The sequence below is a fragment of the Streptomyces daghestanicus genome, assembly GCF_020521275.1.
Lineage (GTDB): Bacteria > Actinomycetota > Actinomycetes > Streptomycetales > Streptomycetaceae > Streptomyces > Streptomyces griseoviridis.
The window spans coordinates 167466-180134 of the sequence record NZ_BNDX01000009.1; the positions used below are offsets into that span (position 1 = coordinate 167466).

Genomic DNA, 12669 nt, shown 5'->3' on the forward strand with positions numbered 1-12669 from the left:
CAAGGAGGGATCACCCGGCATGAGTGTCGTACCGGCACAGCAGACCGGCGGCGGAGGCGGCAGCAGCGGCCTCTACGACGTGCTTGAGCTTGTCCTTGACAGGGGTCTCGTCATCGACGCGTTCGTTCGCGTGTCGCTGGTCGGCATCGAGATCCTCAAGATCGACGTGCGCGTGGTCGTCGCCAGCGTCGACACCTACCTGCGCTTCGCCGAGGCGTGCAACCGCCTCGACCTGGAGTCGGGGCCGCGCAAGGACCCGGGCCTGCCCGACCTGGTCGGCACGATGACCGAGTCCGGCGCCCGCGGCAAGTCCAAGGGCGCGCTGTCCGGCGCCGCCGAGACCATCTCCGACGCCTTCAAGCAGGCCCGCGAGGGCGAGCCGGAGTCCCGGCCGCGCGCCCGCAGGTCGACGTCCTCGCGCCGTAAGGAGGAGCAGGAGTGAGCACGTACGTCTACGGCATCACCGCGAGCGCGCCCGCCGCGCTCCCGGACGGCCTCACCGGCGTCGGCGAGCTGCCGGTGCGGGTGCTGACCGAGGGCGACCTCGCGGTCGTCGTCAGCGACGCCCCGGAGAACCTGCGCCCCAAGCGCAAGGACCTGCTCGCCCACCAGAACGTCCTCGCCGAGGCGGGCACGGCCGGCTGCGTGCTGCCCATGCGGTTCGGCAGCGTCGCCCCCGACGACAAGGCGGTCACCGGGGTCCTCGCCGAGCGCGCCGACCACTACAAGGAGCGGCTGCGCGCCCTGGACAACCGGGTCGAGTACAACATCAAGGCCAACCACGTGGAGGAGGCCGTCCTCCACCACGTGATGGCCGAGAACGCGGAGATCCGCGCGCTGGCCGAGTCCAACCGGCAGCAGGGCGGCGGAAGCTACGAGAGCAAGATCCAGCTCGGCGAGATGGTCGCCGCGGCCGTCCAGGCCCGGGAGGCCGAGGACGCCGCGGCCCTCCAGCGGCTCCTGGAACCGGAGGCGGACGCGGTCAGCGTCGGCCCCGAGTCCACCGGCTGGCTGGCCAACGTGTCGTTCCTGGTCGACCGGGAACAGGCCGAGACCTTCCTGGCGGCCGTGGAACGCGCCCGCCGGGACCTGCCGCACCTGGAGGTGCGGATCAACGGCCCGCTGCCGCCGTACAGCTTCGTGGAGCCCGGCCCCGCCGAGCCCGCGGGCACCGCGGCGGGCGGCGGGGCCGACACCGGAGCGGAGTGAGGGAAATGGGCCTGATCTCAGAGGTGCTGCTGCTGCCGTTCGCCCCGGTGCGCGGCAGCGCCTGGGCCGTCAGACAGGTACTCCAGGAGGCCGAGCGGATCTACTACGACCCGGCCACCGTACGGGCCGAACTGTCCCGGCTGGAGGAGCGGTTGGAGGCCGGCGAGATCACGGAGGAGGAGTTCGACGTCCAGGAGGACGCCCTCCTGGACCGGCTTGAGGAAGCTTCGCGCCACAGCGCGGGAACGGGCAACGGGACGACACCATGAATCGAGTGGGACTCGGCCTAGCGGTAGGGGCCGGCTATTTCCTGGGCCGCACCAAGAAACTGAAACTGGCGATCGCCGTGGGGACGGCGGTGGCCGGCAAGCGGATGAACCTCACCCCGCGCGGCATCGCCGACCTGGTCTCCACCCAGCTGCAGAACAACCCGCAGTTCAAGGAGATAGGCGACCAGCTCCGGCAGGACCTGCGCGGAGTGGGCAAGGCGGCCACGGGAGCCATGGTCGAGCGGCAGCTCGACGGTCTCGCCAGCCGGCTGCAGGACCGGACCTCCCAGGTCCGCGACCAGCTCTCGGGGGCCGCCTCCCGGGTGCCGGGCACCGGCGAGGACGACCGGGACGACCGGGACGACCGCGACGGGTACGACGAGGACGCGTCCGACGACGCGGACGACGACCGGGACGACCGGGACGAGCCCGAGCGGGACGCCGCCCCGCGCCGCGCCCGTACGGCGAAGAAGGCGCCGGCGAAGAAGGCCCCGGCCGGCGAGGGCGCGGCAGGGAAGACGGCCGCCAGGAAGACCGCCGCGAAGAAGACCGCCGGCAAGAAGGCGGCGCCCGCCCGCAAGACGGCGGAGAAGACGACGCAGGCGGCCCGGCGGACGGCCCGCGGCGGATCGCCGAAGGGAGGCGGTGAGCGATGAGCGACACCCTGGGTTCGGCGGCCTCCAAGGCGGGTGGCGCGGCCAAGCACAACCCGCTCGCCGACGTGGCCCGCAGCGAGGCCGCCGACCGGCTCAAGGAAGAGGTGCAGCAGTACCTCGCCGCCCAGGCCCAGCGCATGCTGGTCGGCGTCGGCCGCAAGCTCGGCGAGACCACGGTCAAGCTGAACGACATCGCCGACGGCAACAGCCCCGGCTTCGCCAAGCTCGCCCTGGAGGGCGGCCGCAAGATCGCCGAGGGCAAGGGCCCGATGCGCACCGCGGTGGAACTGGGCGCCGGCCGGCTGAAGGACAACGTGGTCGGCGCCTTCAAGAACCTCGGTGGCGGCAAGGGGCGGCGCAAGGGCGGCTCGGGCCAGAAGCCGACCGTCATCATCGAGTACGCCGACGTCGGCGTGCCCTTGCGCACCGCCTACGACCAGTGGACGCAGTACCAGGACTTCAGCACCTTCGCCAAGGGCGTCAAGAGCGCGAACCGCGCCGACGACACCAGCTCCGACTGGCAGCTGAAGGTCTTCTGGTCCAACCGCAGCTGGAAGGCGAAGACCACCGAACAGGTGCCGGACGACCGGATCTCCTGGACCTCGGAGGGCGCCAAGGGCACCACCAAGGGCGTCGTCTCCTTCCACGAGCTGGCGCCGAGCCTGACCCGGGTCATCGTGGTCGTCGAGTACTACCCCAAGGGCCTGTTCGAGAAGACCGGCAACATCTGGCGCGCCCAGGGCCGCCGGCTGCGGCTCGACCTCAAGAACTACGTCCGTTTCATCACCCTCAAGGGCGAGGCGGACGACGGCTGGCGCGGGGAGATCCGCGACGGTGAGGTCGTCCGCAGCCACGAGGACGCGGTCGCGGAGGAAGAGGCCGCGGAGTCGGAGACGGACACGGACGCCGAGCCGGACGGCCGGGAGCAGGAGGACGACCGGCAGGAGGACGACGGGACCGAGGACGCCGACGCGGAGGTCTACGACGAGGAGGAAGCGGAGGAGGACGGCTACGAGGAGGAGCCCCGGGAGGAGTACGACGAGGAGACCGGGGCCGAGGCGGAGGAGGAGCCCGAGGACGAGCCCGAGGACGCGTACGAAGAGGACGTGCCCGAGGACGAGTACGACACCGAGGCCGAGGACGAGGACGAGGTGGCCGAGGGCAAGGGCGACGGGGACGACGCGTACCGTGCGGAGGACGACGAGTACGCCGAGCACGGGGGCCGTCGATGACGACTGCCAGCCGTATGCCCGAACCCTTCGGCCAGGGGCAGGGCGCCAACCTCGCCGACATCCTGGAGCGGGTGCTGGACAAGGGCGTCGTCATCGCCGGCGACATCCGCATCAACCTGCTCGACATCGAGCTGCTCACCATCAAGCTGCGGCTCATCGTCGCCTCCGTCGACAAGGCGAAAGAAATGGGCATCGACTGGTGGGAGAGCGACCCCGCGCTCTCCTCGAACGCCAAGCACAAGGAACTCGCCCGGGAGAACCGGGAGCTGCGCGAGCGGCTGGCAGAGCTGGAATCGGCCCGCACCCCGCTGGAGCGGGGTGCGGGCCGCGCCCGGAGGGAGGACGAGTCGCCATGACCGGACTGCGGTACGTCTACGCCGTCTGCCGTCCCTTCGGCGCGGCCCTGCAGTCGCAGCTCACCGGGGTGGCGGGCGATCCGCCGCGAACACTGCGCCACCGCGGGCTGGTCGCCGTCGTCAGCCATGTCCCCGAGGCCGACTTCACCGAGGAGTCGCTCAAGGAACGCCTGGAGGACCTGGACTGGCTGGCGGCGACCGCCCGCGCCCACCAGCAGGTGATCGACGCGCTCACCGCCGTCACCACGCCGCTGCCGCTCCGGATGGCCACGGTCTTCCGGGACGACAGCGGCGTCCGCGTGATGATGGAGGAACGCGAGGGAGACTTCCTGCGCACCCTCGACCGGCTGGACGGCCGGGTGGAGTGGGGCGTCAAGGTGTACGTGGAGGAGTCCGCGGGGCAGGACGGGCGGGGCGGGCGGGAGCCGGCCGGGAAGCCCGCCTCGGGCCGTGAGTACCTGCTGCGGCGGCGCGCGCGGACCCGCGCGGGCGAGGAACTGTGGCAGCGGGCCGAGGAGTTCGCCGGCCGGCTCCACGGGACGCTGGCCGACCGCGCCGACGACGCCCGGCTGCACGCCCCGCAGAATCCCGCCCTCTCCGGCGCCACCGGACGCAATGTGCTCAACGCCGCCTATCTGGTGCGGCGGGACCTTTCCGAGGAATTCGTGGAACTCGTCGACCGCACCAAGGACGACGTCCCGGGAATTCGCGTCGAACTCACCGGGCCATGGGCCGCCTATTCCTTCGCCGGGGAAAATCCCGAGGAGGGTGCCGCATGACCGTCGTGGAACGCCGGGAGATCGCCCTGGTCGACCTGCTCGACCGGCTGCTGGCCGGCGGGGTCGTCCTCACCGGCGACATCACCCTGCGCATCGCCGACGTGGACCTGGTCCGCATCGACCTGAACGCGTTGATCAGCTCGGTCAACGCCGATGTTCCGTCGCCCTGGGAGGACTGACGTGAGCGAGCGGCACGGCCGGATCGAGTTCGAGCCGGACACCGTCGAGCGCGACCTGGTCAAGCTGGTGCTGACCGTGGTCGAGCTGTTGCGCCAGCTCATGGAGCGCCAGGCGCTGCGCCGCTTCGACCAGGGCGACCTCTCCGAGGACCAGGAGGAGCGCATCGGGCTCACCCTGATGCTGCTCGACGACCGCATGACCGAGCTGCGGGAGCGGTACGGACTGCGGCCCGAGGACCTCAATCTGGACCTCGGGCCGCTGGGACCGCTGCTGCCCCGGGAGTGAGCCTCCCGGGGCAGCAGCCCTTCATCTTCTTCTGTGGCCGCCGGTCACCACCGGTACCAGCGACCCCTGCCGCCTCCGGCCGTCGTCCCGCGGACCAGGAATCCCAGCAGCCACAGGACCAGCACGACCAGGGCGACCCACCAGAGCACCTTCAAGGCGAATCCGGCGCCGAAAAGGATAAGCGCGAGAAGCAGTACGAGCAGAAGCGGAACCATGATGTCGTTACCTCCTGACGTACTGGTGTCCCGGATTTATCGGATCAGGCTTCCTTTCTGCACAGAATTTCTCCGTGCAGTACACCGAACCACCCCTCGGGCCGCTTCCCCCAGTCCCGCCAGGCCGTCGCCGCGGCCGCCAGCTCGTCCTCGCTCGCGTGGCCGCCGCCGGTGGCCAGCTCCGCGTAGGAGGACGCCACCGTGCGGTCCGCCCACAGACCGCTCCACCAGGCCCGCTCCTCGGCGGTGGTGAACGTCCAGGTGCTGGAGGTGGCGCTGATGTCGGTGAAGCCCGCCGCCAGCGCCCACGCCTTCAGCCGGCGCCCCGCGTCCGGCTCACCGCCGCTCGCCCGCGCCACCCGCCGGTACAGCTCCAGCCAGGCGTCCAGGCCGGCCGACGCCGGGTACCAGGTCATGGCGCCGTAGTCGGCGTCCCGCACCGCGACGAACCCGGCGGGCCTGGTGACCCGCTTCATTTCGCGCAGCGCCGCCACCGGGTCGCCGACGTGCTGGAGCACCTGGTGGGCGTGGACCACGCAGAAGGTGTCGTCGGGGAAGTCCAGGGCGTGCACGTCCGCCACCGCGAAGTCGACGTTGGCCAGACCCCGCCCGGCGGCCGTCGCGCGCGCGGTGTCCAGGATCTCCGGGGCGCGGTCGACCCCGGTGACACGGCCGTCCGGGACCAGGGCCGCGAGGTCGGCGGTGATGGTGCCCGGACCGCAGCCGACGTCGAGGACGCGCATGTGCGGCTTCAGCGAACCGAGCAGGTACCCGGCGGAGTTGGCGGCGGTCCGCCAGGTGTGCGAGCGGAGCACGGACTCGTGGTGTCCGTGCGGATAGACGGCGGTCTCCTGCGGCCTCGGCATCATCGATCCCCTCTGCGACGCCCGACGGCGTCCGACCGGCTCACCGTACGCCCGTCGCCCGCATCATGAGACATGAGTCTCTCTATGTGGTATGACGGGCCATCAGTCACCAGGCAGCGGGCGGTACACCGTCAGCGCCTCGGGGAGCTTCTCCACCGTCACATCACCCTCGGTCTCGGTGACCTCGCCGTCGTAGGCGAGCAGCGTGCCCGGCGCGACGCCCTTCAGCCGCAGCCTCGGCACCTGCACCGCCGCGTGCGCGGGGGAGCGGGTCAGCGGTCCGGCGAAGGCCGCCGACAGCAGCCGCAGCGCGGGCCGGCTGCCGCCGTGCACCACCCGGACGTCGAGCCGCCCGTCCGCCAGGTCGAGCCGCCGGCCCGGCGCCAGCCCCATGCGGTGGTAGGTGCCGTTGCCCGCGAACAGCATCCACAGCGGCCGGGTACGGCCCCCCACCTCGGCGCGGAGCGGATGCCGGTCGGCGCGCAGCACCCGCACCGCCGCCAGCAGCCCGGCCGGCCAGCCGCCGATCCGGTGCGACCAGCGCTCCCGCTCCCGCACCAGCTCCGGGTACACCCCCAGGCTGAAGGTGTTGAGGAAGATGCCGCTCAGCCCGCCCGAGGTGAACCGGCCCACGTCCACCCGCACGCCCTCGCCCTGCTCCAGCGCCCGGGACAGCGCCCGGACGTCCTCGACACCCAGGTCGTAGGCGAAGTGGTTGAGGGTGCCGCCGGGCAGCACCGCCAGCGGCAGCCCGTGCCGCAGGGCGACCCCGGCCGCCGCGTTCACCGTGCCGTCGCCGCCGCACACGCCGAGCACCCGGGCGCGGCCGGCGGCCTTCTCCAGCTCGGCGGGGACCTCGGCCGGCTCCGCCTCGATCACCTCGGCCAGCGGCAGCGCGTCGCACAGCGCCCGCACCCGCTCCGAGGTGCCCGAGCCCAGGTTGGCGACCATCACCAGGCCCTCGCCGCCGGACAGCGCGGGCACCTGGGCTACCGGCCGGGCCGGCGGTGTGAGCTGGGCCCGGGTGGGCACCAGACCTCTGACCGCGAACGCCGCCCCCGCGCCGAGTGCCGCCCCGGCCAGCACGTCGCTCGGGAAGTGGACGCCGGTGTAGACCCGGGAGAGGGCGACCGCCGCGGCCACCGGCGCCACGGCCGCGCCCCACGCGGGGGACTCCAGCGCCACGCCGGTGGCGAAGGCGGCGGCCGAGGCGGCGTGCCCGGACGGGAACGAGGTCGTGATCGGCTGCCGTTTCAGCTGCCGCACCAGCGGTACCGGGTCCAGGACCGGCCGGGCGCGGCGCACCGAGCGCTTGCCGACGGTGTTGATGGTGAGCGAGGCCACGCCCAGCGAGGCGATGCCGCGGACGGCGGCCCGCCGGGCCCGGGGCGTGCGGGACGCGGCCACCGCCGCGGCGGCGGCGAACCAGAGCGCCCCGTGGTTGGCGCTGCGGCTGAGCCGGGGCAGCACCCGGTCGCCGCCGGGCCAGTGCCGGGCGGCGACCGCCGCGAACAGCCGGTGGTCGAGATCCAGGAAACCCTTGCGCAGCGGATGCGGTCCGGGCAGCGGGACGGTGAGGTCTACGTCGGGGCTCATGCCTCCCGCCTACCCTTCGGGCGGCCTTTCCTGCCGCCCCGGAAATGCGGTTGCCCGACCGGGGGCTGCACCAGGGACAATCACCCCCATGGGCCACCTCGAAGCAGCGCACCTGGAGTACCACCTGCCCGACGGGAGGACGCTCCTCGGCGACGTCTCCTTCCGGGTGGGGGAGGGCGCCGTCGTCGCCCTCGTCGGCCCCAACGGCGCGGGCAAGACCACTCTGCTGCGGCTGCTCTCCGGCGAGCTGAAGCCGCACGAGGGCACCGTCACCGTCAGCGGCGGACTCGGCGTGATGCGCCAGTTCGTCGGCTCCGTACGGGACGACACGACCGTCCGCGACCTGCTCGTCTCCGTCGCCCCGCCGCGCATCCGGGACGCCGCCCGCGCGGTCGACGCCGCCGAGCACGCCGTCATGACCGTCGACGACGAGGCCGCGCAGATGCGGTACGCGCAGGCCCTCTCCGACTGGGCGGAGGCGCGCGGCTACGAGGCGGAGACGCTGTGGGACATGTGCACCACCGCCGCGCTGGGCGTGCCGTACGAGAAGGCGCAGTGGCGGCGGGCGAGCACCCTCTCCGGCGGCGAGCAGAAACGCCTCGTCCTGGAGGCGCTGCTGCGTGGCACCGACCAGGTGCTCTTGCTGGACGAGCCGGACAACTACCTCGACGTCCCCGGCAAGCGCTGGCTGGAGCAGCGGCTCGCGGAGACCCGCAAGACCGTCCTGTTCGTCTCCCACGACCGGGAGCTGCTGGCCCGCGCCGCCGAGCGGATCGTCTCCCTGGAGCCGGGCCCGGCCGGCGCCGACGCCTGGGTGCACGGCGGCTCCTTCGCCACGTACCACGACGCCCGCCGCGAGCGCTTCGCCCGCTTCGAGGAACTGCGCCGCCGCTGGGACGAGAAGCACGCCCAGCTGAAGAGGCTGGTCGTCAACCTGCGGCAGGCCGCCTCGGTCAGCCACGAGATGGCCTCCCGCTACCACGCCGCGCAGACCCGGCTGCGCAAGTTCGAGGAGGCCGGACCGCCGCCCGAGCCGCCGCGTGAGCAGGACATCACGATGCGCCTCAAGGGCGGCCGTACCGGCGTACGCGCCGTCACCTGCGAAAAGCTGGAACTGACCGGCCTGATGAAACCCTTCGACCTGGAGGTCTTCTACGGCGAACGGGTCGCCGTCCTCGGCTCCAACGGCTCCGGCAAGTCCCACTTCCTGCGCCTGCTGGCCGGCGAGGACGTGCCGCACACCGGGCACGTCAAGCTCGGGGCGCGGGTCGTCGCCGGGCACTTCGCGCAGACCCACGCCCACCCCGAACTGCTCGGCCGGACCCTCCTGGACATCCTCTGGGAGGAGCACGCCCAGGACCGGGGCGCCGCCATGTCCCGGCTGCGCCGCTACGAGCTGACCGGCCAGGCCGAGCAGACCTTCGACCGGCTCTCCGGCGGCCAGCAGGCCCGGTTCCAGATCCTCCTGCTGGAGGTGCGGGGCGTCCACCGCCCTGCTCCTGGACGAGCCCACCGACAACCTCGACCTGGAGTCCGCCGAGGCGCTCCAGGAGGGCCTGGAATCCTTCGACGGCACGGTCCTCGCGGTCACCCACGACCGCTGGTTCGCCCGCTCCTTCGACCGCTACCTGGTCTTCGGCAGCGACGGCCGGGTCCGGGAGACACCGGAGCCGGTCTGGGACGAGCGCCGCGTCGAGCGGGCGCGCTGACTCACCTCCAGCGCAGCAGCGCGCCGAGGCCGCCGACCGGCGTGTCCTGGCGGTCCTCCGTGTCCGGCAGCGCCGGCAGCACCGAGATCGCCGGGGCGCCGGTCATCACGGCCGAGCGCAGCAGCGCGTCGTCGGCGCGGGCGGCCCAGGAGTTCTGCTCGCCGAGCGTCTTCAGCTCGGTGCGCCGCACCGCGAGCTGGTCGGCGTCCTCACCGATCCACACCTCGCGGTGGGTGTCCGGCCCGTCCGGGATGACCAGCAGTTCGTCGATACGGTGCTCCCGCGCGGCCTCCACCAGCGCCGGCACGCCCTCCGCCGCGGCGGCCCGGCCCTCGCCGTCCGGGGCGCGGGCGGACAGGAACCGGTCCAGGTCCCGCTGGGCGCGCGCCGTGACGTGCTCCTCGCGCAGCCGCCGCACCTCCTCGTCGAGGAGCCGGCTGCCGGTGCCGTGCGCGGCCTGCACGACCCGGTCCTTCAGCCGGGCCGGCATCCGCTCGTGCACGGCGCGGCACTCGCGGCCGTCCCCGACCAGGATCAGCAGGTCGGCGCCGGTCTCCTCCTGGCACACGGCGAGCGCGTCGGCGATCTCCGCGGCGTTGTGCTCCCAGGTGTTCTCCACCCGGAGCTGGAAGTGCCGCTCGGACCAGTCGGCGGAGCTGGTGCGGTGCACCGGCCACTGCCGGCCGGTCACCCCGCCCGCGTCCGCCTCGCCCAGCGCGGAGCGCAGCTCGAAGTCGGCGCCCTTGCGGTCGATGTACGCCACCACGCACACCGCGTCCTCGCCGGCCAGTTCCAGCAGCGGCGACACCCGCGGCAGCGGCGCCCAGTGCGCGGTGGTGCCGGCCCGCGGGGGGGCGGGCCAGCGGGGTGTCCAGGACGACCTGGCCGCCGTGCGCGAACAGCGCCCGTCCGTGCGGGTCGGTGGCGTGCCGCAGGCTCTCCATGCCCTCCCGCACGGCCCGGCGGGTCGCCTCGTCGGCGCCCTGCCGCTCCAGTTCCCGGTCGACCTCGGCGGCCGTCAGCCCACGGGCGTGCGCGGTGTCCTCGGCGTGCCGGGACAGATCGACGTACACGGAGGCCCAGGGGCCCTGGCGTTCGTAGAGGGGGTGCAGAAAGGCGAGATCCATGAGTACCTCCCGGATACCGCTCGGGGGTGGTGGTTCACGGGCGGGTACCCGGACCGCATGAACGAACACGACACGCGGGACGGCGCCATGACCGGAGTGGACCCGGGCCGCCTGGACGACCAGCAGCTCATGAAGGAGCTGGAGACCATCCACCGCACGCGCCACGACACCCTGCTCCACGGCTCGGACGACGCGCTGCGGGCCCACAACGAGCGGATGGCGCAGCTGGAGGGCGAATGGCTGCGCCGCAACCCGCGCCGCCCGGTCGCCGCGGGCCGCACCCGCGAGGGCGCCCGGGAGCGGGTGGGCGGGGAGGCGGCCACGCCCGGAACACCCGCCACGTGACGGGAGGGGCGGTGCCCGGACCACGCGGGTCCGCGCACCGCCCTCCCGGTTCCGGGCCGGTCCTGGCTCAGCCGCCGGGCCTTGGCGAACTCCGCCAGGAAGGTCTCGCAGAACGCCTTCAGGTCGCCGGCTTGCGGCTGGTGACCAGCGTGCTGGGCCCGCCGTCGCAGACCTTGACCTGCTCGTCCACCCAGGTGCCGCCCGCGTTGCGGATGTCCGTGCGCAGGCTCGGCCAGGAGGTCAGCGTCCGGCCGCGCAGGACGTCCGCCTCGACCAGCGTCCACGGGGCGTGGCAGATCGCCGCGACCGGTCGCCCCTGGGTGAAGAAGTCCTTCACGAAGGCGACCGCCCGCTCGTCCATGCGCAGGAAGTCCGGGTTGGCCACGCCGCCGGGCAGCACCAGACCGCCGAAGGAGTCGGCGGAGGTCTCGCCGGTCACCTCGTCCACGGGGAAGGTGTCCGCCTTGTCCAGGTGGTTGAAGGCCTGGATCTCGCCGGACTGCGTCGACACCAGCACCGGCTCGTGCCCGGCGTCCTTCGCCGCCTGCCACGGCTCGGTCAGCTCGACCTGCTCCACGCCCTCGGGCGCGGTCAGAAACGCGATACGCATGCGGGTTCCTCGTCCTTTCGTTCTTGTTCTGTGTCACATCTCCGGCCCCGGCCCGCATCAGGTCGCCGAGGCTCACCAGGCCGACCGGCAGGCCCTGCCTCCACGACCGGCAGCCGGCTCACCGCCCGCTCCCGCATCAGCGAGAGCGCGTCCGCGGCCGGCAGGTCCGGGGCGACCAACCAGCGGGTCGCGGGAGCACACGGCGCCGGCGCCCCACCGTGAGCGGGTCGATGCCCTCGGCCACCGCCCGCACCGTGATGTCCCGGTCGGTGAGCACCCCGACCACGCGCTGCCCGTCGGCCACCACGACATCGCCGATGCCCTGGTCCCGCATCAGCCGCGCCGCCTCGGCCAGCGAGGCGTCCGGCCGTACGGCGACCACGCCCGGGGTCATCACGTCCTTCACGTACGTGCCCGTCCGCCCGGTCATGGCGCGGCGGTCACGCCCCGGCGGAGCCGGGCGGCCCGGTGAGGGCCTTCGGCCAGCTCCTGGACGGTGGTGTAGTGCGCCTCGTGCGGCAGTCCCCTCGACCCGCCTCGACCAGGGCGTCGGGCGCGTGGCCGCGCCGCAGCCCCCGGGCCAGTTCCCGGGGACCGGCGGGGAAGGCCCCGCGGGTCAGGTTCCGGGCCAGCTCCAGCCGGAGCGGACTCCAGCCCGAGGACGGCGCGCGGCTCGGCGTCACCGGGCCGTACCGCCCACCTCCGGGTCGTCCTCGGCGATCGGCTCGGGGTCGTGCCACTCCTCGGTGCGGGGGGGTGTCCGGACCGCAGCAGGCCCTGCAGTTCTGTGCTTCATCTCGTCGTCGCGTGGGCGCTCAGCCGGTCGCTGCCTCGCTGCATGTCTCCCTCCAGATCCTTCAGGGTGGCCACCGCGTACCCGGCCAGCGCGGGGCGACACGGATTACGTCCGCCGGTTCCGGCCCGTTTCGTCCCGGGCCGCTCCGCTCCGGCCGCGTGCCGCCGGTTTGCTCCCCGGGCAGCGGGAACCCGGCTCCTTGCCCCCCCGCGCCCACCCTCCTCCGGAAGGACGGCAGGACCATGGCGGTGCTGCTCGCTGTGCTCATCCCGGTCCTCATGCTCGGCGTGGTCCTGGCGCTCGGGCGGTACGAGGAACTCCTGCTGCCGGCCGCCGAACCGGCACCCGACGCTCCCGTCGCCCCCGTCGCGCCCGACCTCGTCCCCGTCCCCGTGCCCGGTGAGGAACTTCCCACGGCGGCGTGACGCGGGCGCGCGGG

Annotated in this window: 14 protein-coding genes and 5 pseudogenes; 12 read left to right on the plus strand and 7 right to left on the minus strand. The window is 73.4% G+C overall.

Annotated elements, in window-relative coordinates; translation table 11 throughout:
• Positions 1-19: 19 nt before the first annotated feature.
• The 9 genes from Sdagh_RS18845 to Sdagh_RS18885 are packed head-to-tail and all read left to right on the plus strand — an operon-like array spanning position 20 to position 4966.
• A complete protein-coding gene (locus Sdagh_RS18845; RefSeq protein ID WP_189418159.1) occupies positions 20-442 on the plus strand; it encodes a gas vesicle structural protein GvpA in 423 nt (140 codons plus the stop codon).
• Complete coding sequence (locus Sdagh_RS18850) at positions 439-1209, plus strand: GvpL/GvpF family gas vesicle protein (RefSeq protein WP_189418161.1); 771 nt, start codon at positions 439-441, stop codon at positions 1207-1209. The genes Sdagh_RS18845 and Sdagh_RS18850 overlap by 4 nt, the downstream gene beginning before the upstream one ends.
• A 5-nt stretch (positions 1210-1214) precedes the next feature.
• Positions 1215-1478, plus strand: coding sequence for a gas vesicle protein GvpG (locus tag Sdagh_RS18855; protein ID WP_189418163.1), 264 nt, complete (start codon positions 1215-1217; stop codon positions 1476-1478).
• A complete protein-coding gene (locus Sdagh_RS18860; protein WP_190077180.1) occupies positions 1475-2134 on the plus strand; it encodes a DNA primase in 660 nt (219 codons plus the stop codon). Before Sdagh_RS18855 ends, Sdagh_RS18860 begins: the two co-directional genes overlap by 4 nt.
• Positions 2131-3366, plus strand: a complete 1236-nt coding sequence (locus Sdagh_RS18865) for an SRPBCC family protein (protein WP_190010547.1) — start codon at positions 2131-2133, stop codon at positions 3364-3366. Before Sdagh_RS18860 ends, Sdagh_RS18865 begins: the two co-directional genes overlap by 4 nt.
• A complete protein-coding gene (locus tag Sdagh_RS18870; protein ID WP_190010546.1) occupies positions 3363-3722 on the plus strand; it encodes a gas vesicle protein in 360 nt (119 codons plus the stop codon). The genes Sdagh_RS18865 and Sdagh_RS18870 overlap by 4 nt, the downstream gene beginning before the upstream one ends.
• Entirely contained in the window at positions 3719-4501 is a 783-nt protein-coding gene (locus Sdagh_RS18875; RefSeq protein ID WP_189418172.1) for a GvpL/GvpF family gas vesicle protein, read from the plus strand. Before Sdagh_RS18870 ends, Sdagh_RS18875 begins: the two co-directional genes overlap by 4 nt.
• Positions 4498-4680 (plus strand): gas vesicle protein, encoded by a 183-nt coding sequence (locus tag Sdagh_RS18880; RefSeq protein WP_189418174.1) that lies wholly within the window; start codon positions 4498-4500, stop codon positions 4678-4680. Before Sdagh_RS18875 ends, Sdagh_RS18880 begins: the two co-directional genes overlap by 4 nt.
• Positions 4655-4966: a gas vesicle protein K gene (locus tag Sdagh_RS18885; RefSeq protein WP_189418176.1), complete on the plus strand. Its 312-nt coding sequence runs from the start codon at positions 4655-4657 to the stop codon at positions 4964-4966. The genes Sdagh_RS18880 and Sdagh_RS18885 overlap by 26 nt, the downstream gene beginning before the upstream one ends.
• A gap of 44 nt (positions 4967-5010) precedes the next feature.
• Here the strand turns inward: Sdagh_RS18885 and Sdagh_RS18890 are convergent, their stop codons facing one another.
• The 3 genes from Sdagh_RS18890 to Sdagh_RS18900 form a co-directional block, all read right to left on the minus strand.
• Positions 5011-5181, minus strand: a complete 171-nt coding sequence (locus Sdagh_RS18890) for a hydrophobic protein (protein WP_189418178.1) — start codon at positions 5179-5181, stop codon at positions 5011-5013.
• Positions 5182-5225: 44 nt separating this feature from the next.
• Positions 5226-6047 carry a methyltransferase domain-containing protein gene (locus Sdagh_RS18895; RefSeq protein ID WP_189418550.1) on the minus strand — a complete coding sequence of 274 codons (822 nt, stop codon included), beginning with the start codon at positions 6045-6047 and terminating at the stop codon, positions 5226-5228.
• Between the two features lie 102 nt (positions 6048-6149).
• Positions 6150-7643, minus strand: a complete 1494-nt coding sequence (locus tag Sdagh_RS18900) for a bifunctional phosphatase PAP2/diacylglycerol kinase family protein (RefSeq protein WP_189418181.1) — start codon at positions 7641-7643, stop codon at positions 6150-6152.
• Positions 7644-7731: 88 nt separating this feature from the next.
• Here Sdagh_RS18900 and Sdagh_RS18905 point away from each other — a divergent pair.
• A pseudogene (locus Sdagh_RS18905) lies at positions 7732-9352 on the plus strand (ABC-F family ATP-binding cassette domain-containing protein).
• Between the two features lies 1 nt (position 9353).
• Here the strand turns inward: Sdagh_RS18905 and Sdagh_RS18910 are convergent.
• Positions 9354-10479, minus strand: a pseudogene (locus Sdagh_RS18910) (baeRF2 domain-containing protein).
• 87 nt (positions 10480-10566) lie between these two features.
• Here Sdagh_RS18910 and Sdagh_RS18915 point away from each other — a divergent pair.
• On the plus strand, positions 10567-10824 hold the full coding sequence (locus tag Sdagh_RS18915) for a DUF6158 family protein (protein WP_226535431.1): 258 nt from the start codon (positions 10567-10569) through the stop codon (positions 10822-10824).
• Between the two features lie 77 nt (positions 10825-10901).
• On the opposite strand, the pseudogene Sdagh_RS18920 reads toward Sdagh_RS18915, so the two are convergent.
• The 3 pseudogenes from Sdagh_RS18920 to Sdagh_RS18930 form a co-directional block, all read right to left on the minus strand.
• A pseudogene (locus Sdagh_RS18920) lies at positions 10902-11434 on the minus strand (type 1 glutamine amidotransferase domain-containing protein); the annotation flags it as partial.
• Positions 11435-11483: 49 nt separating this feature from the next.
• A pseudogene (locus Sdagh_RS18925) lies at positions 11484-11864 on the minus strand (CBS domain-containing protein); the annotation flags it as partial.
• Positions 11861-12274 (minus strand): annotated as a pseudogene (locus tag Sdagh_RS18930) (DUF2795 domain-containing protein). The pseudogenes Sdagh_RS18925 and Sdagh_RS18930, both read right to left, overlap by 4 nt.
• 198 nt (positions 12275-12472) lie before the next feature.
• Here Sdagh_RS18930 and Sdagh_RS18935 point away from each other — a divergent pair.
• Positions 12473-12655 carry a hypothetical protein gene (locus Sdagh_RS18935; RefSeq protein WP_189418199.1) on the plus strand — a complete coding sequence of 61 codons (183 nt, stop codon included), beginning with the start codon at positions 12473-12475 and terminating at the stop codon, positions 12653-12655.
• Positions 12656-12669 lie beyond the last annotated feature (14 nt).

Coding starts and splice junctions, on each gene's coding strand:
- Sdagh_RS18845 (WP_189418159.1), top strand. CDS start 20: ATGAGTGTCGTACCGGCACAGCAGACCGGCGGCGGAGGCGGCAGCAGC.
- Sdagh_RS18855 (WP_189418163.1), top strand. CDS start 1,215: ATGGGCCTGATCTCAGAGGTGCTGCTGCTGCCGTTCGCCCCGGTGCGC.
- Sdagh_RS18860 (WP_190077180.1), top strand. CDS start 1,475: ATGAATCGAGTGGGACTCGGCCTAGCGGTAGGGGCCGGCTATTTCCTG.
- Sdagh_RS18865 (WP_190010547.1), top strand. CDS start 2,131: ATGAGCGACACCCTGGGTTCGGCGGCCTCCAAGGCGGGTGGCGCGGCC.
- Sdagh_RS18870 (WP_190010546.1), top strand. CDS start 3,363: ATGACGACTGCCAGCCGTATGCCCGAACCCTTCGGCCAGGGGCAGGGC.
- Sdagh_RS18875 (WP_189418172.1), top strand. CDS start 3,719: ATGACCGGACTGCGGTACGTCTACGCCGTCTGCCGTCCCTTCGGCGCG.
- Sdagh_RS18880 (WP_189418174.1), top strand. CDS start 4,498: ATGACCGTCGTGGAACGCCGGGAGATCGCCCTGGTCGACCTGCTCGAC.
- Sdagh_RS18885 (WP_189418176.1), top strand. CDS start 4,655: ATGTTCCGTCGCCCTGGGAGGACTGACGTGAGCGAGCGGCACGGCCGG.
- Sdagh_RS18890 (WP_189418178.1), bottom strand. CDS start 5,181: ATGGTTCCGCTTCTGCTCGTACTGCTTCTCGCGCTTATCCTTTTCGGC.
- Sdagh_RS18895 (WP_189418550.1), bottom strand. CDS start 6,047: ATGCCGAGGCCGCAGGAGACCGCCGTCTATCCGCACGGACACCACGAG.
- Sdagh_RS18900 (WP_189418181.1), bottom strand. CDS start 7,643: ATGAGCCCCGACGTAGACCTCACCGTCCCGCTGCCCGGACCGCATCCG.
- Sdagh_RS18915 (WP_226535431.1), top strand. CDS start 10,567: ATGACCGGAGTGGACCCGGGCCGCCTGGACGACCAGCAGCTCATGAAG.
- Sdagh_RS18935 (WP_189418199.1), top strand. CDS start 12,473: ATGGCGGTGCTGCTCGCTGTGCTCATCCCGGTCCTCATGCTCGGCGTG.